This is a genomic window from Clostridium chromiireducens, assembly GCF_002029255.1.
In the GTDB taxonomy this organism is placed as follows: domain Bacteria; phylum Bacillota; class Clostridia; order Clostridiales; family Clostridiaceae; genus Clostridium; species Clostridium chromiireducens.
On sequence record NZ_MZGT01000056.1, the window covers coordinates 1 to 20,083 of the forward strand.

General features: G+C 31.0%; 18 protein-coding genes. 11 read left to right on the plus strand and 7 right to left on the minus strand.

The window, feature by feature from the left end; all coding sequences use genetic code 11:
* Nucleotides 1-145: 145 nt before the first annotated feature.
* The 5 genes from CLCHR_RS17795 to CLCHR_RS17815 are packed head-to-tail and all read left to right on the plus strand — an operon-like array spanning nucleotide 146 to nucleotide 4,658.
* Nucleotides 146-1,312, plus strand: a complete 1,167-nt coding sequence (locus CLCHR_RS17795) for an ABC transporter substrate-binding protein (protein ID WP_079441253.1) — start codon at nucleotides 146-148, stop codon at nucleotides 1,310-1,312.
* Between the two features lie 22 nt (nucleotides 1,313-1,334).
* Nucleotides 1,335-2,210 (plus strand): branched-chain amino acid ABC transporter permease, encoded by an 876-nt coding sequence (locus CLCHR_RS17800; protein ID WP_079441254.1) that lies wholly within the window; start codon nucleotides 1,335-1,337, stop codon nucleotides 2,208-2,210.
* Between the two features lie 10 nt (nucleotides 2,211-2,220).
* Complete coding sequence (locus tag CLCHR_RS17805) at nucleotides 2,221-3,186, plus strand: branched-chain amino acid ABC transporter permease (RefSeq protein WP_079441255.1); 966 nt, start codon at nucleotides 2,221-2,223, stop codon at nucleotides 3,184-3,186.
* A gap of 4 nt (nucleotides 3,187-3,190) precedes the next feature.
* Entirely contained in the window at nucleotides 3,191-3,949 is a 759-nt protein-coding gene (locus CLCHR_RS17810; RefSeq protein WP_079441256.1) for an ABC transporter ATP-binding protein, read from the plus strand.
* Nucleotides 3,950-3,953: 4 nt separating this feature from the next.
* Nucleotides 3,954-4,658 carry an ABC transporter ATP-binding protein gene (locus CLCHR_RS17815; protein WP_079441257.1) on the plus strand — a complete coding sequence of 235 codons (705 nt, stop codon included), beginning with the start codon at nucleotides 3,954-3,956 and terminating at the stop codon, nucleotides 4,656-4,658.
* 124 nt (nucleotides 4,659-4,782) lie between these two features.
* Here the strand turns inward: CLCHR_RS17815 and CLCHR_RS17820 are convergent, their stop codons facing one another.
* Nucleotides 4,783-6,561 (minus strand): GGDEF domain-containing protein, encoded by a 1,779-nt coding sequence (locus CLCHR_RS17820; protein ID WP_079441258.1) that lies wholly within the window; start codon nucleotides 6,559-6,561, stop codon nucleotides 4,783-4,785.
* Nucleotides 6,562-6,796: 235 nt separating this feature from the next.
* Here CLCHR_RS17820 and CLCHR_RS24915 point away from each other — a divergent pair, with 235 nt between their 5' ends.
* The gene (locus tag CLCHR_RS24915; protein WP_169896842.1) at nucleotides 6,797-6,946 is read left to right on the plus strand and encodes a hypothetical protein; all 150 of its coding nucleotides are present in this window, start codon (nucleotides 6,797-6,799) and stop codon (nucleotides 6,944-6,946) included.
* Between the two features lie 299 nt (nucleotides 6,947-7,245).
* Entirely contained in the window at nucleotides 7,246-9,381 is a 2,136-nt protein-coding gene (locus CLCHR_RS17825; protein WP_079441259.1) for a sodium-translocating pyrophosphatase, read from the plus strand.
* A gap of 198 nt (nucleotides 9,382-9,579) precedes the next feature.
* Here CLCHR_RS17825 and CLCHR_RS17830 read toward each other — a convergent pair whose 3' ends face one another.
* On the minus strand, nucleotides 9,580-11,553 hold the full coding sequence (locus CLCHR_RS17830) for a methyl-accepting chemotaxis protein (protein WP_079441260.1): 1,974 nt from the start codon (nucleotides 11,551-11,553) through the stop codon (nucleotides 9,580-9,582).
* A gap of 316 nt (nucleotides 11,554-11,869) precedes the next feature.
* Entirely contained in the window at nucleotides 11,870-13,285 is a 1,416-nt protein-coding gene (gene pdxR / locus CLCHR_RS17835; protein ID WP_079441280.1) for a MocR-like pyridoxine biosynthesis transcription factor PdxR, read from the minus strand.
* Nucleotides 13,286-13,447: 162 nt separating this feature from the next.
* On the opposite strand from pdxR, the gene CLCHR_RS17840 reads away from it, so the two are divergent.
* Nucleotides 13,448-13,861 carry a CGGC domain-containing protein gene (locus CLCHR_RS17840; protein WP_079441261.1) on the plus strand — a complete coding sequence of 138 codons (414 nt, stop codon included), beginning with the start codon at nucleotides 13,448-13,450 and terminating at the stop codon, nucleotides 13,859-13,861.
* A gap of 93 nt (nucleotides 13,862-13,954) precedes the next feature.
* Here the strand turns inward: CLCHR_RS17840 and CLCHR_RS17845 are convergent, their stop codons facing one another.
* Together CLCHR_RS17845 and CLCHR_RS17850 are read right to left on the minus strand one after the other, a co-directional pair.
* A complete protein-coding gene (locus CLCHR_RS17845) occupies nucleotides 13,955-14,437 on the minus strand; it encodes a flavodoxin family protein (protein ID WP_079441262.1) in 483 nt (160 codons plus the stop codon).
* A gap of 235 nt (nucleotides 14,438-14,672) precedes the next feature.
* Complete coding sequence (locus tag CLCHR_RS17850) at nucleotides 14,673-15,560, minus strand: DUF4474 domain-containing protein (protein WP_079441263.1); 888 nt, start codon at nucleotides 15,558-15,560, stop codon at nucleotides 14,673-14,675.
* 291 nt (nucleotides 15,561-15,851) lie between these two features.
* On the opposite strand from CLCHR_RS17850, the gene CLCHR_RS17855 reads away from it, so the two are divergent.
* The 3 genes from CLCHR_RS17855 (at nucleotide 15,852) to cooS (ending at nucleotide 18,757) form a co-directional block, all read left to right on the plus strand.
* Complete coding sequence (locus tag CLCHR_RS17855) at nucleotides 15,852-16,061, plus strand: hypothetical protein (protein ID WP_079441264.1); 210 nt, start codon at nucleotides 15,852-15,854, stop codon at nucleotides 16,059-16,061.
* Between the two features lie 276 nt (nucleotides 16,062-16,337).
* Nucleotides 16,338-16,751, plus strand: coding sequence for an RrF2 family transcriptional regulator (locus tag CLCHR_RS17860; RefSeq protein ID WP_079441265.1), 414 nt, complete (start codon nucleotides 16,338-16,340; stop codon nucleotides 16,749-16,751).
* A gap of 131 nt (nucleotides 16,752-16,882) precedes the next feature.
* Nucleotides 16,883-18,757: an anaerobic carbon-monoxide dehydrogenase catalytic subunit gene (gene cooS / locus CLCHR_RS17865; RefSeq protein WP_079441266.1), complete on the plus strand. Its 1,875-nt coding sequence runs from the start codon at nucleotides 16,883-16,885 to the stop codon at nucleotides 18,755-18,757.
* A 148-nt stretch (nucleotides 18,758-18,905) separates the two neighbouring features.
* Here cooS and clpP read toward each other — a convergent pair whose 3' ends face one another.
* Both clpP and CLCHR_RS17875 read right to left on the minus strand, forming a co-directional pair.
* Complete coding sequence (gene clpP, locus CLCHR_RS17870; RefSeq protein ID WP_079441267.1) at nucleotides 18,906-19,490, minus strand: ATP-dependent Clp endopeptidase proteolytic subunit ClpP; 585 nt, start codon at nucleotides 19,488-19,490, stop codon at nucleotides 18,906-18,908.
* On the minus strand, nucleotides 19,487-19,912 hold the full coding sequence (locus CLCHR_RS17875; protein WP_079441268.1) for a helix-turn-helix transcriptional regulator: 426 nt from the start codon (nucleotides 19,910-19,912) through the stop codon (nucleotides 19,487-19,489). The genes clpP and CLCHR_RS17875 overlap by 4 nt, the downstream gene beginning before the upstream one ends.
* Nucleotides 19,913-20,083: the final 171 nt, after the last annotated feature.

Sequence of the window (20,083 nt, forward strand, 5' to 3'; positions counted from 1 at the left end):
ATATTAAATATCATTCTTGTAGTTATTCATTTGATATGTTATTATATCCATAATATAAATATTTGTAATATATTATTTTGTTAATATATTACGTAACAAATTATTATTTTGATATTATTGCTTATGGCAAAAAGGGAGGATAATTATGAAAAAGAATTTAGTTTCTGGAATTTTAGCTTCTGTTATGGCTATGACTTTTCTTGCTGGCTGTAGTGGAAATTCAACAGGGGGCAACTCTAGTACAAGTAGTGCAGGAGATGTAATTAAAATTGGTGCTATTGGACCTTTATCTGGGGCAGCATCAACGTATGGTGTATCTGTAAAAGAAGGCGCTCAATTATTAGAAAAGGAAGTTAATGGTGCTGGCGGTATCAGCGGTAAAAAAATTCAATTTATTTTTGAAGATGATCAGGCTGAGCCTAACTCAGCAATGCAGGCTTTCAATAAATTAGTTGATGATGAAAAAGTAAGTGCTATACTCGGACCTGTTACATCAGGTGCAACACTTGCAGTTGCTCCAAATGCAACATCAAGACAAATACCTATGATTACACCAACAGCTACAGAGCCAACTATAACAAATGTTGGTGGAGAATACATGTTTAGAGGATGTTTTGTTGACTCTTTCCAAGGAGATGTTCTTGCAAAGTATGCTAATGAGACTCTAAAATCAAAAACTGCTGCAGTGTTATATAATGCAGGTTCAGATTACTCAAAAGGAATAGCTGATAGCTTTAAATCAAAATTTGAAGCTTCTGGTGGAAAAGTTGGTGAATTCCTTACTTATAATGATAAAGATACTGACTTTAAAGCTCAATTAACTAAAATCAAAAGTTTAAATCCAGACATAATAGTATTACCTGATTACTATAACGTTGTTGGTCTTATTGCAAAGCAAGCTAGAGGAATGGGACTTCAATCACAATTACTAGGCGGAGACGGTTGGGAATCAGAAGAATTAACTAAAATTGGTGGAGATGCTGTAAATGGTGCATTATACATTAATCACTACTATTCAGGAGATACAGATAGTGCTGTAAAGACATTCGTTGAGTCTTATAAAAAAGAATATAATAAAGAACCAGACGCTTTTGCAGCTCTTGGATATGATACTGCTAAAATTCTAGTTAAAGCAATTGAAAAAGCTGGCAAGACAGATAGTACTGCAATTAAAGAAGCTTTGGCAGGTATGGAAATGAACAGTGTTACTGGTAACATCAAATTTAATAGTGAAAGAAGTGCTATAAAAAGTGCTGCAATAATTAAAGTTGATGGAGACAAGAAAATTTTAGCTGGTAAAGTTAACCCTTAATACTTAAAAGGAGGAATATACAATGGAATTTTTACAACAGCTCATAAATGGATTGGCTTTAGGAAGCGTATATGCCCTCCTAGCATTAGGTTATACAATGGTTTATGGAATTATACAACTAATAAACTTTGCTCATGGTGAAATATATATGATAGGAGCCTTCGCAGGCTTCTATTCTGCTTCAACGCTAAAATTACCATTAATTCCAACATTATTAATTGCTATGGTAGCTTCAGCTTTGGCAGGCATTATTATAGAGAAAATTGCGTATAAGCCACTAAGAAATTCTCCAAGAATAACTTTGCTTATCACAGCAATCGGAGTTTCTCTATTCTTGCAAAATGTTATGAGAGCTAATGTTGGTTCAAATCCTAAACCATTCCCTGATTTAATCAATGCTGGGACAATAAATATAGGACCTATTCAGATTGAAGTTAAAACAATATTGATGTTTGCAGTATCTGCTGCTCTAGTTATATTACTTCAATTTATAGTTTATAAAACTAAAATTGGAAAAGCCATGAGAGCCTCTTCTCAAGATATGGAAGCCGCTTCTCTTATGGGAATAAACGTTAATAATACTATTTCAATAACATTTGCTATAGGATCTGCATTGGCTGGTATAGCTGGAGTTTTAGTTGCAATCTCTTATCCTAGTATAACTCCTTACATGGGTGTTATGCCTGGCCTTAAGGCTTTCGTTGCAGCAGTATTGGGTGGAATTGGTAGTATTCCAGGAGCTCTTATCGGTGGAATTGCTATTGGATTGCTTGAGACTTTTTCTAAGGCCTATATATCAACTAATTTCTCTGATGCAATAGTTTTTGCAATTCTTATTATAATACTTTTGATTAAGCCCGCTGGTCTATTAGGCAAAAAGGCCAATGTGAAAGTGTAGGTGCGTTGATATGAAGAATTTTTCAAATAAAAAGATACTATTCACTTTAATAGGCACTTTAATCTCATATGCAATTTTATTCGGGCTAATGAGTGCAAAAGTTATAAACTCATATTATATGGGAATTATCACATTAGTTTTGATTAACATTATTTTAGCTGTTTCTCTAAACTTAATTGTTGGATTTACAGGACAGTTAAGTTTAGGCCATGCCGGTTTTATGTCAATTGGTGCTTATGTATCAGCTATAGTCACTCAAAAAGCAGGCATGCCGCTTTTAGTTTCAGTACTTATTGGAGCAATAATTGCATGTATATTCGCTGCTTTAATAGGTTATCCTACATTAAAGCTTACAGGTGATTATTTTGCTATAACCACATTGGCATTTGGTGAAATCATAAGAATAGTTATTATGAACATTGATGCTGTTGGTGGTGCCCGTGGTTTTACAGGTATTCCAAAGAAAACAACCTTCAGTATAGCCTTTTTAGTAATGGTTATTACTATTCTAGTAATATATAACATAATTCATTCATCACAGGGTCGAGCAATGCTTTCTGTTCGTGAAAATGAAATAGCTGCTCAATCAATGGGTATAAATGCATTTAAATATAAAATGATGGCGTTCATTATTGGTGCCTTTTTTGCTGGTATTGCTGGCGGATTATACGCTCACTATATGGGCTATATACAACCAGTATCATTCGATTTTAATAAATCAATAGATTACTTAACTTTCGTAGTATTTGGAGGAATGGGGTCATTATCTGGCTCAATTATAGCAACTATAATATTAACTTTCTTACCAGAGCTTCTTAGAGGTCTTGGCGATTATAGAATGATAATATACCCATTAGCACTGATAGTTCTTATGATATTTAGACCACAAGGATTATTAGGTGATAAAGAAGTATCGTTTAAAATATTTAGTAAGTTACTACCTAAAAAAGAATCAAAGGACAGAGAGGAGGTTTAACTCAATGTTAGATGTTCAAAATTTATCAATTGTATTCGGTGGATTAAAGGCGGTTTCCGATTTTAATCTTACTATAAATGAAAAAGAAATTGTTGGCCTTATAGGACCTAACGGTGCTGGAAAAACAACTGTATTTAATATGCTAACAGGTGTTTATACTCCAACTCAAGGTACTATATCTTACCTTGGAGAAAGAATCCAAGGTCTTAAGCCTTATAATATTACAAAAAAGAAAATAGCTAGAACTTTTCAAAACATTCGTCTATTTTCTAGATTAACTGTTCTTGATAATGTAAAAGTAAGTTTTAATTATAGAATTCAATATTCACTTTTTGATTCTATATTTAGAACTCCTAAGTTTAGAAAGACAGAAGCAGATATTACAGCTAAGAGCATTGAGTTGTTAAAAGTTTTTTCTCTTGATTCAAAAAAAGATGAATTAGCTAGTAACCTTCCTTACGGAGAACAAAGAAAACTTGAAATAGTAAGAGCTCTAGCCGCTGAACCATCTTTATTATTATTAGATGAACCGGCTGCTGGAATGAATCCTCAAGAAACAATTGAACTTATGGAACTTATAAACTGGATTAAAGATAAATATCATATTTCGATTCTTCTAATAGAGCATGACATGAAACTTGTTATGGGTATTTGTGATAAAATAGCAGTTCTTGATTACGGAAAGAAAATTGCTGAAGGTACCCCTGATGAAATCAAAAACAATCCTAAGGTAATTGAAGCTTACCTTGGAGAGGGGGCTTAGAGAAATGTTAAAAGTAGATAATATTAATCTATACTATGGAGTAATCCAAGCTCTAAAAGATATCTCCCTTGAAGTTAAACAAGGTGAAATAGTTACTTTAATCGGTGCTAACGGTGCTGGTAAAACCTCAACTCTTAGAGCTATATCAGGATTAGAGCCATTAAAATCAGGTACTGTTACGTTTAAAGGATCTTCATTAAACAAAGTTCCTGCGAATAGAATAGTTTCTTTAGGACTTTCTCATGTACCAGAGGGAAGAAGAGTTTTTCCTCAATTAAGCGTTTTAGAAAATCTTGAATTAGGCGCTTACCTTAGAAAAGATAAAGCTGGAATTAAACAAGATATGGAGATGGTATTTTCTAAATTTCCAAGATTGAAGGAAAGAGAAAAACAACAAGCTGGTACTCTTTCTGGTGGCGAACAACAAATGCTTGCGATTGGTAGGGCACTTATGAATAGGCCGGAAATGCTTATTCTTGATGAACCTTCTATGGGGCTTGCGCCTCTTGTCGTTAAAGATATCTTCGATACCATTGTTGAAATAAATAAATCTGGAACAACCATACTTTTAGTTGAACAAAATGCTAATATGGCGCTTGCTATTGCACATAGAGCTTATGTTCTTGAAACTGGTAAAATAGTTAAGTCTGGAGATGCAAAAGAGCTTCTTAATGATGAGAGTATTAAGAGCGCTTATCTTGGAGAATAAACCTATTGGTTTTCTTGAGGCTAATTTAAATAAATACAATAAAAATGAGAGTAGGTAGTTATAAAAATTACCTGCTCTCATCTTTATTATATTTAGGAATTAGGCTAACTTATTTAAATATATATTAAATTATTAAGTAACAGCTTCCATTATTTTGTTTACATCTTTTCTTAAGCTTACTTGATTCTTTGGCTAATGCATGTACACTTTCAAATTCCCTTCTCTTATTAGTTAATCCTGCTATAGATACAGATACTAGTGGAAACTTCTCTACTATACTATGCCTATTTTGAGCTGTTATATATCCATTATTAATATCCTTCTCATCATAACACTCTAATGTATTTGAATCAAAATCATTTATTATTTTTTTACATAGTTTTTCCGCTTTCCAATATCCTACTATAACAATAAAATCGTCACCACCAATATGTCCAATAAAGTCCCTGCATGAAATATTCGAGCTTATTGCCTTTGCTAAAAGTTTTATTATCTTGTCACCATTTTCAAATCCATATACATCATTATAAGGTTTAAAATTATCAATATCAAAATACAATACACAATATTGTTCTTTTGAAAATATACACTTTTCAAGCTTTTGCTCAATTATAACATTACCCGGAAGACCTGTAAGTGGATTTGAATGTCTAGCATTATCCACTTCTATTTCTATTGTCTTTTCAATTAAATCCTTTATTGTTACCATTCCATAATACTTCGAATCTTTGGTTACAGTAATATGATCATACAATGTATCTTTAGATCTTGCCATTGCAAGCTTTATTACCATATCAATCGGCATTTTATAATCAACACTCAAGAAATTAGTATTCATTATATTTGATATGGCTTTAGATGAATACAAGCTATATCCATACTGCCACCCTAATTTGCTATAAAACGAATTCCTTGTTACTACTCCTTTTACATAACCATTATCTACAATGCATATTCCTAATAAGTCTTGATTTTTTTTAAACTTAGAATCAATATCAGAAACTAAAATATCTGGTTCTTCTATTTCTATTTTTTTAGCTATACTACTAATATACACATTAGCTATATTATACCCATATTGACTATCTTCTTTTATATTTAACTTTTTTATTAAATTAATAACTTCATTTTTAATTGGAAGTATAGATGCCTCTGGTTTTTGAATAAAATACCCTTGCCCATACTGAACTCCTATATCCACAAGAGTTCTTAGCTCATCCTTTGTTTCTATTCCCTCCGCAATCAAACTACAATTTGTTAATTTTGAGAATTCATGCATACTTTTAATTATTGCTTGTTTCGTAGAATGTTTATCAACATCACGAATAAGTTCCATATCTAATTTAATGTAATGTGGGTTAATATGTGCTATTCTATTTAATCCTGAATTACCTGATCCTGCATCATCAATAGCTATTTTATATTTTTGATTTTTCCAATCTTCAATGGTTTCTTTAAAACTGCTCATATCATTAATATCATTTCTTTCCGTTATCTCAAAAATTATATTATCAGAGCTAAGATGATATTTTTTTAAATAATCTTTTGTAAAGGAATTTTTAAATTTTGAGCTATCAATAATATTGGGATTAATATTTAAAAATATTTTTGCATTTATGTTTTTTTCTGAAATATTTTCTAATGCCTTAGATCGAAATAATTCTTCAATCTCCCATAGCTTATTGAACTTTCTAGCCATATTCAAAAGTATCTCTGGATTATTCATGTGTGAATTTTTTGGACCTCTACTTAATGCTTCATACCCCATCACACTCCCATCTATAAGAGAAATAATTGGTTGAAAAACAGATTTTATATTAGCATTTTCAATTATATTGCAGAATTCTTCATATTCATTCTTTTCATATTCTTGCCCATAAAAATCATTCATCAATATTTCCATCTTTCCATTTCACACCCTCTGCTATGAATTGTAGAATAATACCTCTTATAATCCCAATGAAAATAATATTTGTCGTACATATTCCTACTCCTAATTACTATCATAGTATTGTAAAGTTAAATTAATATATTATTTATGTAAAATTCATGTAAATTAGAGAATATAAAAATGAATATATTTTTATTTATAAGACAAACTATAGGTATACTAAAAGTATTAATAGGAGGTCATATTTATGGGCAAAGAAGAAAAAAAAATATTACATGATAAAGCTAAGAAAATGATGATTGATGGCGAACACTTTGCTACTATAAGAGAAAAAACTCATTTAAGATTAAAGGACCTAAGAAGAATTCAAAGAGATGAAATAAATCCTAAGTTCTAAATAAAAATTTTTGTTTATTCTAGCAAAGTAGATTCTCTTGCTATTTATAAAAAAATATCAAACTATTATTTTATGAAATTTTTATTTGTGAATAACAGCTCTCTTAACTAAAGTAAAGTAGATATCTATAGAATTGATTATGTTCTTTAGATATCTATTTATTTTGTATTACTTACCATATTAATGCATACCATGTTTATTATATAAAAAATAAAAATATTTGTAATTTTCTGAATATTATATTGTATAATATAAATGTATAATATTTATATTTCAAAAAAATAAAGGGGATGTTTTAAATGGTACCATATTTAATTCTTATCTATAGTGTCATAATTATTTCACTTATTGTAATTGTTTATTTAGTTAAGTACACATTTTCTCAAGACAAAGGTACTAGTCAGATGCAAGAAATATCAACGTACATTAGAGAAGGTGCTATGGCATTTATTAAAAGACAATACAAAACTATATTTATTCTATCCATTCTAGCTTTATTTTTAATTATACTATCTAATTATTTAGGTAACATATCAAAAGGTTCTGGCTTAGCTATATCCATATCCCTACATACTGGTATAGCATTTATTACTGGTGCATTTTGCTCTGCTTTATCTGGTTATATTGGTATGTATATGGCTGTGAATTCAAACATAAGAGCTGCTGCTGGCGCTAAAAATGGTCTAAATAATGCTCTTCAGATAGCTCTAAAAGGTGGCGCTGTTACTGGACTAGCTGTTACTGCACTATCTCTTTTGGGTGTTGCTTCTCTATTCCTAATATATGGAGGATTTTCAGGAAATGATACCTTAATAAAAGAGGCGCCATCTCTCATCATTGGATTTGGATTTGGTGCTTCCTTTGTTGCACTTTTTGCACAGCTTGGTGGTGGTATATATACAAAAGCTGCAGACGTAGGTGCTGACCTCGTTGGAAAAGTTGAAGCTGGCATCCCAGAAGATGATCCTAGAAATCCAGCTGTTATTGCTGATCTTGTTGGAGATAACGTTGGTGATTGTGCAGGAAGAGGTGCTGATCTTTTTGAATCGACTGCCGCTGAAAATATAGGTGCTATGATTCTTGGCGTTGCACTTTATCCTATTTTTGGTTGGAAAGGAATACTATTTCCTCTTGTTGCACGTGCCCTAGGTATTGTGGCCTCAATAGTAGGAATATTTTCTGTTAAAGTGAAGAATGATTCTGATGATCCGATGAAAGCACTAAAAAACGGATTTGTTGTAACTTCACTAATTAACCTAGTACTTCTATTTTTCGTAGTGAAAAATATGTTGAGTGGATCACTTACAACTGGAGGTACTGTAAATTATATTTATTTATATGGGTGTGCCGTTGCTGGAGTACTACTTAGTTATGTATTTGTAGTTATAACTGATTATTATACTTCAATAACACATAAGCCTGTAAAAGATATCGCAACTGCTTCTAAAACTGGTGCTGGAACTAACATAATAACCGGATTATCGGTTGGAATGGAATCGACTGCACTACCTGTAATATGCATTTCTATATGTATATTTATATCTTATAAGTTAAGCGAATTGGCATTACCAAGTGTTGCAAATGCAGGATTATACGGTACAGCGATTGCGACAATGGGAATGCTCTCAACATGTACCTATATCCTTGCTATGGATACCTTCGGTCCAATAACTGATAATGCAGGTGGGATTACAGAAATGTCTGGTGCTCCTGAAGAAATTAGAATTATAACTGATAGATTAGATGCATGTGGTAATACTACAAAAGCATTGACAAAAGGCTATGCAGTAGGATCTGCCGCTCTAGCAACGTTCCTATTATTTTCTGCATACTTAGATGAAGTAAAGAGAATACTTGGTAAACCTTTAGATTCATGGTTTTCAGTAGATATTGGAAAACCTGAAGTGTTTATTGGAGGTTTTATAGGCGCTATGATAGTATTCTTATTTAGCTCTACTGCAATAAGTGCTGTTGGTAGAGCTGCTCAATATGTAATACTTGAAGTTAGGCGACAATTTAAAGAAATTCCAGGTATAATGGAAGGAACATCAAAACCTGATTATGCTCGTTGTGTTGATATTGTTACAAAAGGAGCCTTAAAAGAAATGATACTTCCAGGAATAATAGTAATCTCTGCCCCTGTACTAGTTGGAATTATTTTAGGTAAAGAATCTGCTGCTGGTTTTCTAATGATAACTACGATTACTGGTGTTATTATGGCTTTATTTTTAAATAATGGTGGTGGTGCATGGGATAATGCTAAAAAACTTATTGAGCTAGGAGAACATGGTGGTAAAAATTCAGAAGCACACAAAGCCAGTGTTGTCGGTGATACAGTAGGTGATCCATTTAAGGATACCGCTGGTCCATCACTTCATGTACTTATAAAACTTGTAAGTACTCTAACTTTAGTATTCGTAGCATTATTTGCATAATCATTCTTCATAGAACGTCTCAATTCTTATTATTGAGGCGTTCTATATTTTAATCAGAATTATTGGTTTTATTATCATTTTCAGGTGCTTTGCCTAAAAAAGTATACATACTGAAGTTTTTATGTTGCTAATTCTAAGGTATTAAATAATTATAAAAAAAGAAGATTCCATTCTAAGGAAATCCTCTTTTTAAAAATATTATATACTAAATCTTCTGATGCAGCCTTTTAATTCATCTGCCATTTTATTCAATTTCTCAACTTCTACTACTATATTTTCACTATAAGTTGTTTGCTCTTCTGTAGATGCTGTTACTTCCTCAGTACTTGCTGCCGTTTGCTCTGATACTGCTAAGATTCTTTCCATATCCTGCTGAATATTTTCTCCATCACCTTTTACACCTTCAGTTGAACTTGAAATTTCTTGTATTTCACTAGCAATTTCATTTACAATCCTTAAAATATCCTCAAAAATTCTAGAAGTATTTTGGACCGCTTCATTTTGTTGGGTGATAGCTTCTGTTGCACATCTAGCGCTATCCACGGCTGTCTTTGTAGCATTTTGAATATCTTTGATAATTGTTTGAATTTTTCCGATGGATGTTTGCGATTCTTCTGCAAGCTTTCTAACTTCATCAGCAACAACTGCAAATCCCTTTCCCTGTTCTCCAGCCCTTGCCGCCTCAATAGCAGCATTCAGCGCCAATAGATTAGTTTGTTCTGATATGCTTTCTATTACTTCTATGATTTGTCCAATCTGAACAGTTTTATCATTTAAATTAAAAATTACTTTTGATACTTGCTCAACTGCAGTAGTGCTTTCATCCATTTTAACATCTTGCTCTTTAACAATTTCTACACCGCTTTTAACTAATTTCTCAGCTTTTGATGAAGATTCAAGTGAATGATTACTACTACCTGCAATCTCTTCTATAGTTCTTACAATTTTATTAATTGAACCAAATGCATTTTCAACGCTTTTAGCCTGTTCATCACTTCCCAATGCTAATTGACTTGTTGCTTCTGCAATCTGATTAGATACAACCTCAGCTTGCTTAGATGAATTTAATACATCCCTGGTTGATATTGTTACATTTTCAGATGCTGAGGAAATTTGTTGAACTAAATTCTTTAAGTTTTCCCTCATCTCCATAAATGCTTTTGATAAATCTCCTACTTCATCACCTGAAGTAATTTTGAAATCATAGGCTAAATTCCCTTGAGCTAATTGCTCAGCCGCCTTTTTTAAAACTAATAATGGCTTTATCATGCTTTTTGATAAAATAAATCCGATTATAATAGTAACTACTAAAATAAGTGCTGATATACTAACCATTTTTATTTGAGTTTGAGTAATTGACGAAAAAGCATCTTCTTGAGTTTGTCTAACTACAACTGCCCATCCTGTTGTTGGTACATTAGTATAACTACCAAATACCTTCACACCGTTATAATCATATAATTGAGCTCCTGATTCTCTCGTTAAAGCCTTCTTAACTATTTCCACATCTGAGACATTGCTTCGTTCTTCAACCATTTTTTTATCAGGATGCGCTAATATTTGTCCTTGTGTATCTGTTATAAAAGCATATCCAGTATCTCCAATAGTAATCTTACTTCTCATTTCCTCTAGTACACTTAAATCTAACGTTGCACCTAATATACCTTTGAACTCACCGTGACTATCAATAATTGGAATAGCTATAACTATTGCTGGTTTTCCTGTTGTTTTAGAAATCAACACATCACTAACAACAGTTTTTTTATTTGATGATATAGCCTTAAAATAATCTCTGTCAGACATATTATCGAATTTATCTTTTCCATCTGACCTTGCCACTTGCTGTCCATTAGTGTCTGTTACAAATATAAGAGCAAAATCCGACTCTTTCTTATTAACTTCCTCTAGAAGTGTCTTTTGATCCTGAGGATTATATAACCTTAAATCATTAGTAACCGCTATTCCTTCCAGTACAGAAATATGCTTTGATATAAATGCATCTATCTGTTCACTTAATCCTGTTGATAGTTCTTTTGTAGTATAGGTCAAATTATTATTGATTGCATTTACTTGAGAATTTGTCGATAATACCCCTATTACTGATACGGATAATATAACAAGTACAATTAACAATGAGATTATTTTTGTCCCTAATTTTATATTTTTAAACATATTATCTCCTCCTAACACAATTTAAATATATTTTAATTATGATATTTCATCATAATAAGTATCTAAACATATATCTGTATAAATCACACTCATAAGTAATTACATAATTTTCAAATGGTGCTTACTTTTTTATCGAATATTGTTGCCAATACTAAACACTTATTTCAAAGTTGTCTGAAAAATTATCATTATTCCCTAGTTACCAATAATATCAACAAAAATGAGTTCCTTGAAATTAAATCAAGAAACTCAAATATATATAATTTATTTAATATAATAATAATTTATCCTTAATTATTAACTCTGAAAATTATCTTTACAATGACCATGCCTTAACAAGCGCTTTTACTCCCTCAACAATTTCACTTTCTGACATATCGCCAAATCCCAATAAAACCATATTATTTGTATACTTTTCTTGTCTCATCCAAAATGCAGATACTGGGTAAACCTTAACTCCATAATATTCTGCCTTCTCTATTAACCCTTTCTCATCCAGTCCATTATTGAATTCTAATATTATATGTAAACCTGCATTTTTTCCGTGAATTATAACTTTTTCTCCTATTAACTCATTAATTGTATTAATCAGTATATCATGCTTTCTTTTATTAGAAATGCATATTTTCCGTAAATGCCTTTCCCAATATCCTAAAGACATAAACTGTTGAAGTATCCTTTGTTGAACTAATGAAACAGACGCATGATATCTACTAAAAGACTTATCATAAATATCTACCCACGGTTTAGGTAATACAATATAACCCATACGCAGGCTCGGCGATAACGATTTTGAGAATGTGCCAATATATACAACAGTTTCTGCACCGCTTATACCTTGTATCGCTGGAATAGGTCTAGATTTATACCTTAATTCACTATCATAATCATCTTCAATTATAATTCCGCCTCTTCTTACAGACCATTCTAACAATTTCAGTCGTTTTGAGATTGGCATAACAGCTCCTGTTGGAAATTGGTGCGATGGAGTTACATACACTATTTTTGCAGAACTATTTTCCAGCTCCTCAATTTTTATTCCATCCTCATCCAATCCAATAGGTATAACTTCATAACCATTGTTAATAAATATGTTTCTTGCGCCATTATATCCTGGATCTTCAATTGCAATCTGATTTGAATCACTTCGAAAGAGTTGACATAATAAACTTAGAGATTGACCAATTCCTGAAGAAATGATTACTTGCTCAGAGCTACAATAAACACCTCTAGATTTGTTCAAATAATTCATAATTTCTATTTGCAATTCTACTTCACCTTTATTCGAATTATATGACATAATATCTTCAGTACTTATGGTTGATAAGCACTTATTAGATATTTTTCTCCACAATTGTATTGGAAAATTTGAAGAGCTTAAATTCCCATATTGAAAATCATATTGATAAATTCTATCAGTGCTCGTTTTTTGAATTTTATTATTATCATCCTTACTCTTTAGTCGTTGTTCGTTTAATTTAGAAATTATAGTATTATCCAATTTTTCAACAACAAACCCACTCCCAGCTTTACTAGAAATATAGCCTTCTGAAGATAGCTGTAGATAAGCATTTTCTACTGTGTTTCTGCTAACCTTTAGTGTTTCTGCAAGGTTGCGTGTAGATGTGAGCTTATAACCCTTAGGCAATTCTCCCGAAATTATTTCCTTCTTTAATGCTTCATAAATCTGCATATATAAAGGTTTAGATGAATTATTCTCTACAATAATCATTTTCATTAACACACCCCCACGAGTAAACTGTATCCTATAAATCATATAAAACTGGCACTTTTTCCAATTACAGATTGATTGTATAATTGTCTTATATAAAAGTCAATGCATGTAAATCAGGAATTATCTTATGCAATTATTTCTAAAGGGGGCTAAAAATAAATGGACAAAAAATATGTAGTTATTATTCAATGTGACATTGCTCACAACCGTTGTAGTGGTTTTGCTTGTACAAATGCTTTCTACAACAAAGATGGTGTTTTTGAAAGTTATTCTGATTCTACTAAGTATATCTCATTTACCTGTGGTGGATGCTGTGGAAAAAGTATTGCTGCTAAATTAGAACATCTATCTAAAAAACTTAAAGTAAAAAACAATATTGAAAAAGATGAAGTTGTTATACATTTATCATCTTGCATGGCAACTGATAACTATCATTATGATAGATGTCCACATATTGATTATATTAAATCTATAATTTCTAAAAAAGGCTATAAAAATCTTATTGAAGGCTCTTACATAAGTAAAGGTGCTAATAAAAAAAGAACTGAAGGAACTTATAATTCCTATAGCTAGAAATAATAAACTGAAAAAGAGGATACAATATTAAATACCATATCCTCTTTCTTATTATTATATTTTACAATCGTAACTTATAATAATTATTATTTATTTAATAATGGTTTTTATCCACTCTCTCGCTCTTATAATATTATTATCTTTATCCTTTTTAAGTGGATCCTCAAATGCTATTTCACCTAAAAAGTTATTTCCTTGTAACTTCTCTTTAAATTTAACAAAAGCTTTTCCTTCCTTTCCTCCACCATGACAGCAGAATAGGGCTACTTTCTTATTCTTAATACTATGTTTTTCAAAAAAGGTATTAAAAACTGGTACAAAATTACTTGCCCATATAGGAGTACCAAATACTATTAAATCATATTTTGAGAAATCAATCTTTATATCATTTATTTCAGGTTTCTCGCCAAATAATACCTGCTTCCCACCCCAAAAGTATTTTCTCAAACCTTTGTTCGGGATTTCTTGTTTAGGTTTTATTTCAACGATATCTCCTTGCAGTTCATCATTTATTGCATTAGCAATAATATTTGTATTACCCTCCAATGAGTAAAAAATTGTTAAGGCCTTCATAACTCATACCTCCATAAAATTAATATAGTAAGATTATGTCTCAAGTTTTGATGATAATATAACTTTTGCTAATATATAAATATTAACCATAATCATATATTAACATTAATGCTATTACAAGGAAATATATAGAATGAAAATCTCTTGAATTTTTTCTAACTTATGTATTCTTCTGTGTTATACTAGAGATATTTTAAAGGCAGGAGTTTATCTCCTGCCGGTGCATCATAGCAACTTAAACCATTTCGGTATTATTAATACTTCTTAAATGTGTTCTCAATGTTGCCTTATCAATAATTTCTGAATATATTTCAGGTGCTTGATCTTTAAGTGCATTTATTTTATCTGTAAAACTATTATATATATTAGTAATCTCATTATACTTCTCACATAATAATTTATTCTTAGCTTGAATTAATTTATCCGTTTCTTCTATTCTTGTAATTGGCTGCGGCGTATGTGGTTCATCAAATATCAAACCTACCGTATATCCATTTACACTGATTTTCTCTTCTGCATATCCAATCTTAATTAATGCTTCTACAAACGCGTTGCACATTTCTTCATCCTTTAAGGTAATATTTAAATTTACCACTAATTCTGAAGGTTCTGAGTATTCACCAAGTTTAAAACCTGCTAACCACCAGTGCTTTTCATCCCTTGAGAAAAGAATTTTACCATTCTTTTTTAAGGTAAAAGACATTGTTAATTTCTCTTCATCATTTGCACAATTAAAGAACATTAATTTATACATTTCAGGTATATTTAAAACTGGTTTATCTGCTGTATATATTCCTATTTCGCAGCCAGTATTTACATCATATTGACCTTTCCATAATTCAACTAACCATATTTTATTTTTATATTCAAAATATATTGGTTCACAATCTACAATCATCCCAAACGGTGCCATTGCTTCATCATATAACCGATTATATCCCATATTTCTTTGCCACGGATTCATAACACAATAAAATATATCTTGTTCAGGATCATAATCATATCCTGCTGCCTCCATTGCTTTTTCTATAGGACCTTTACCATTTAGTATATCAAAAACTCCTCCCTTAGCATCTTTTATTATTCGGATTCCAGTAAGCATGGCTATTAAAGCTCCAAACATAATACTCACCCCAAATAAATTCTTTATTTATATAATATTCAAAATAATATAATTATGTTAAAGAGTTCGTACTAAGTTTCAATAATATTTGAGTATCTTTTGTACTTAATCATATTAATTCATTAAAAATAAATATTTTTACTCTTTCATTAACGTTTCATCTATTATGAAAGTTTTTAAGTATAATATATCTAAAATATATTACCTTATTGAATAGCTCTATTGATATTTATTATCAAATAACTTATACTATTAAAAAAGAATAAATTGTTTTTATAAAGGGGAATATATATGGCTAAATATAAGATTTGTAAACACACACTTCATTTTGAAGAATTAGCTAAGGCTTTAGATGCTAATAATATCGAATTCAAGGTAAAAGATTGCCTAAAAAAGTGTTCAAAGTGCCGCTCTAAACTTTTAGTGAAAAAAGACGATGATTACATTTCAGCAAAAACCGTTGAAAAATTGCTATCAAAATTAGATTTAGATGTTAATTAATATAATATATATAAAATTAAATAAATGAGCTCATCATCACTAATGAACCCATTTATTTTCATATCTATCTATTTTCCCACTCAATCCATTTCACTTGTCTGTTTAGCTCTTTTATATAATTTCTGAGTTCATGATGACTTTCTATTTTAGTACTTATTATAAAACCATATTCAGATAAATTAACCAACTTAATCCTTTGTATTAATATATTGACAATTTATATAAATTATATTATCATAAAATACACCAAACAGGTATACTTTAAGGAGTAAATATATGAATATCAATCAAGAATCTGATTATGCATTTAGAATAGTGCTCATGCTATCTAAAGAAGGCCTAGATAATAAAATTGATGCAAAATCCTTATCCGAAAAAGGGAATATACCTCTAAGATTTTTATTAAAATTGACTAGAAAGTTAACTCAGTCGGGTATAGTTAAATCATATAGAGGCGTCAATGGAGGTTATTCTATATCTAGAGATCCTAAAAACATAACTATGAAGGATGTGGTCGAGGCTATACAAGGTCCAATTATTGTTACTAGATGTGTTTATGATACAAAAGCATGTAGCGCAAATAAATCTGGACATTGTTCTATACATAAGGCCTTATGTAATATTCAAAGTAAAATGATAGCTGAGCTAGAAAGTGTAAACTTTGCTGAGTTGAAGAATGATCCGTGGTAGTCTTATATAAAAATAATATAATGGGCGAAAGCCTTTTATATTTGTACAAAAGTATACCAAAATGGTATAGTATATGTATTTGAATTTAGATTCCAATTTAATATATTTTTTTAATAAAGGAGACGATTAATATGTCAATGTGTACATCAGCAGATTGTAAATTATGTGAATTTTTATCATCAAAACAAGAATTAGAAACCTCTTTTAACAGAGTTGAATCACAAAAAGCTAAATGTAAATTTGGGAAAGAGGGAGTTTGCTGTAAGCTTTGTTCAAATGGCCCATGTAAGATAACACCTAAATCACCTAAAGGAGTATGTGGTGCAGATGCTGATACCATCGTATCAAGGAACTTCCTAAGAGCAATAGCTGCAGGATCAGCATGTTATCTTCATGTGGTGGAAACTACAGCAAGAAATCTTAAAGATATTGGTGAAGGAAAAGGTAACCTTAAGATAAAAAGCCCAGAAACATTAGATAAACTTGCTGAAATCTTTGATGTTGTTGAAGAAGATATAAATACTAAGGCAATTAAAGTAGCCGATGAAGTTCTTAAAGATCTATATAAACCAAGATTTGAAAAGATGGAATTAGTAAAAAAATTAGCTTATGCTCCTAGATATAATAAGTGGAGAGAATTGAATATATTACCAGGTGGTGCTAAGTCTGAAGTTTTTGATGCACTTGTAAAAACATCAACAAATTTAAATAGTGATCCTGTAGATATGCTACTTAATGCACTTCAACTTGGAATCGCTACAGGAATATATGGTTTAGTATTAACTAATCTTTTAAATGATGTAATGCTTGGTGCTCCAAAAATCAGACAAGCTAAAGTTGGTTTTAGGGTAATAAATGAGGATTATATAAATATAATGATTACAGGACATCAGCATTCTGATATTGCACATCTTCAAGATAAATTAATTGATGAGAATGTTACAAAGAAAGCAGTTGAATTAGGTGCTAAAGGCTTTAAATTAGTTGGATGTACATGCGTAGGTCAGGACTTACAGTTAAGAGGAGAACATTATACTGAAGTCTTCTCAGGTCATGCAGGAAATAATTATACAAGTGAGGCTGTACTAGCAACTGGTGCTATAGATCTAATTGTCTCAGAATTTAACTGTACAATACCAGGACTTGAACCTATAGCTGAAAAATTTAATGTAAAAATTATATGTATAGATGATGTTGCTAAGAAGAAAAATGCCGAGTACATAAATTTTAGTATGCAAAATGCTGAAGAAATAAGTGAAAAAATTATTTTTGAAGCTTTAAAAAGTTATAAAAGTAGAAGAAGTACTGTCATAATCGATATTCCTAAAGATCATGGTCACGATGATGTAGTAACTGGTGTTAGTGAAGGATCATTAAAAGAATTCTTAGGTGGAAATTGGAATGGACTTATTGATTTAATTGCCAAAGGAAAAATTAAAGGTATCGCTGGAGTAGTAGGCTGCTCTAATTTAACAGCAAAAGGACATGATGTATTTACAGTAGAACTTACTAAGGAATTAATAAAGAGAGATATTTTAGTTCTTTCAGCAGGTTGTTCTTCAGGAGGGCTTGAAAATGTTGGACTTATGTCACCTGGAGCCGCTGACCTTGCTGGAGATAATTTAAAAGATATATGTAAAACACTAGGTATACCTCCAGTATTAAATTTTGGTCCATGCCTTGCTATTGGAAGATTAGAAATGGTAGCAACTGAACTTGCAGAAAATCTAGGTGTAGATATTCCAGAACTTCCACTTGTATTATCGGCTCCACAATGGCTTGAAGAGCAAGCATTAGCTGATGCAGCTTTTGGATTATCATTAGGACTTCCATTACATGTTGCTATATCTCCATTCATAGACGGAAGCGAAGTTGTAACTAAGGTATTAAAAGAAGATTTAGTAAACATCACAGGAGGTAAACTAATAGTCGAAGAAGATGTACTTAAAGCTGCCGATGAGCTAGAAAAAATTATTGAAAATAGAAGATTAGCACTGAACATTTAATATCCCCAAATTTCAAATAATATATATGGTAATATTCTAGACAATATATATGGTTTAGAATATTACCCTTTAAAATATAATAAATCTTTAATTCATACTCAAAATGACCAACTACTAAAAAATAAAGGGTCACATCATCTTTGAAGCATTATTTATCCCTGCTCATTACCTTATCAATTAATCCATATTCCTTTGCTTCATCTGCCGACATAAAGTTATCTCTATCTGTATCTGCCTCAATTTGTTCAATCGATTTTCCTGTATTTTCTGCAAGAATTTTGTTTAAATTTCTTTTATTTTTTAAAATATGCTCTGCCGCAATTTTAATATCAGTAGCCTGACCTCTTGCACCCCCGGATGGCTGATGGATCATGATTTCGGCATTTGAAAGAGCAAATCTCTTACCCTTTGCACCTCCTGCAAGTAAAAATGCCCCCATACTTGCTGCCATACCAACACAAATAGTTGAGACATCACATTTAATGTAATTCATTGTATCGTATATAGCGAGACCTGCCGTTACAGAACCTCCTGGACTATTAATATATAAGTGAATATCCTTATCTGGATCTTCTGATTCTAAGAATATAAGCTGCGCCACTATAAGATTTGCAATAGGCTCACTTACTTCCTCTCCTAGAAAAATAATTCTATCCTTTAATAGCTTGGAATAAATATCATAACTTCGTTCTCCTCTACTTGTTTGTTCAATAACATATGGAATTAAACTCACGCTGCTTTCACCTCGCATCTCATATTTAAGTTAGTATAAGAAATACATTCAACTTTCTGTTGTTGAAATTTCAATTGTTTAGGCCAAAAACTGTTTCTTTTTCTATACATCTGTGGTGATTCTTGATACAATCTTTTAAACGCTAGTGTAAAAGACTGCTGAGTTTCATAACCTGAAATAGATGCTATATCTATAATTGATTTATCCGAAAAAACAAGTTGTCTAGCTGCTTCAGTTAATCTTCTTCTTTGAATATACTGATGCATTGTGCATCCAACAATTTGCGAGAACATTCGATGCAAATGAAACTTCGAATAATTCGCAATATCAGCTATTTTTTCTAAATCTAAATCATCTTCATCTGTAAGGTGTTCCTCTATAAATTCGATAACTTTTGAGATTACATCTACATTAGCCTTCATATAAACAACTCCTCTCATATACATTATAACCAATATCTCATATATTCTTTTAATATAAATTGCTATTTTTTTATTCAAATAAGAAAAGTTCGCCACAAAGAAGATAATCTCTGTAACTAATACCAAGATTATCTTCTAATCGTTTATTTTCCGGTAAGGGCTCACCTAAAA

Bases quoted from the DNA above. Each gene is read 5' to 3' on its own strand.
- CLCHR_RS17845 (WP_079441262.1), bottom strand. From the start codon at position 14,437: ATGAAGGCCTTAACAATTTTTTACTCATTGGAGGGTAATACAAATATT.
- CLCHR_RS17830 (WP_079441260.1), bottom strand. From the start codon at position 11,553: ATGTTTAAAAATATAAAATTAGGGACAAAAATAATCTCATTGTTAATT.
- CLCHR_RS17840 (WP_079441261.1), top strand. From the start codon at position 13,448: ATGGACAAAAAATATGTAGTTATTATTCAATGTGACATTGCTCACAAC.
- CLCHR_RS17825 (WP_079441259.1), top strand. From the start codon at position 7,246: ATGGTACCATATTTAATTCTTATCTATAGTGTCATAATTATTTCACTT.
- CLCHR_RS17860 (WP_079441265.1), top strand. From the start codon at position 16,338: ATGAATATCAATCAAGAATCTGATTATGCATTTAGAATAGTGCTCATG.
- CLCHR_RS17810 (WP_079441256.1), top strand. From the start codon at position 3,191: ATGTTAGATGTTCAAAATTTATCAATTGTATTCGGTGGATTAAAGGCG.
- CLCHR_RS17850 (WP_079441263.1), bottom strand. From the start codon at position 15,560: ATGTTTGGAGCTTTAATAGCCATGCTTACTGGAATCCGAATAATAAAA.
- CLCHR_RS17805 (WP_079441255.1), top strand. From the start codon at position 2,221: ATGAAGAATTTTTCAAATAAAAAGATACTATTCACTTTAATAGGCACT.
- cooS (WP_079441266.1), top strand. From the start codon at position 16,883: ATGTCAATGTGTACATCAGCAGATTGTAAATTATGTGAATTTTTATCA.
- pdxR (WP_079441280.1), bottom strand. From the start codon at position 13,285: ATGATTATTGTAGAGAATAATTCATCTAAACCTTTATATATGCAGATT.
- CLCHR_RS17820 (WP_079441258.1), bottom strand. From the start codon at position 6,561: ATGGAAATATTGATGAATGATTTTTATGGGCAAGAATATGAAAAGAAT.
- CLCHR_RS24915 (WP_169896842.1), top strand. From the start codon at position 6,797: ATGGGCAAAGAAGAAAAAAAAATATTACATGATAAAGCTAAGAAAATG.
- CLCHR_RS17875 (WP_079441268.1), bottom strand. From the start codon at position 19,912: ATGAAGGCTAATGTAGATGTAATCTCAAAAGTTATCGAATTTATAGAG.
- CLCHR_RS17855 (WP_079441264.1), top strand. From the start codon at position 15,852: ATGGCTAAATATAAGATTTGTAAACACACACTTCATTTTGAAGAATTA.
- CLCHR_RS17795 (WP_079441253.1), top strand. From the start codon at position 146: ATGAAAAAGAATTTAGTTTCTGGAATTTTAGCTTCTGTTATGGCTATG.
- CLCHR_RS17815 (WP_079441257.1), top strand. From the start codon at position 3,954: ATGTTAAAAGTAGATAATATTAATCTATACTATGGAGTAATCCAAGCT.
- CLCHR_RS17800 (WP_079441254.1), top strand. From the start codon at position 1,335: ATGGAATTTTTACAACAGCTCATAAATGGATTGGCTTTAGGAAGCGTA.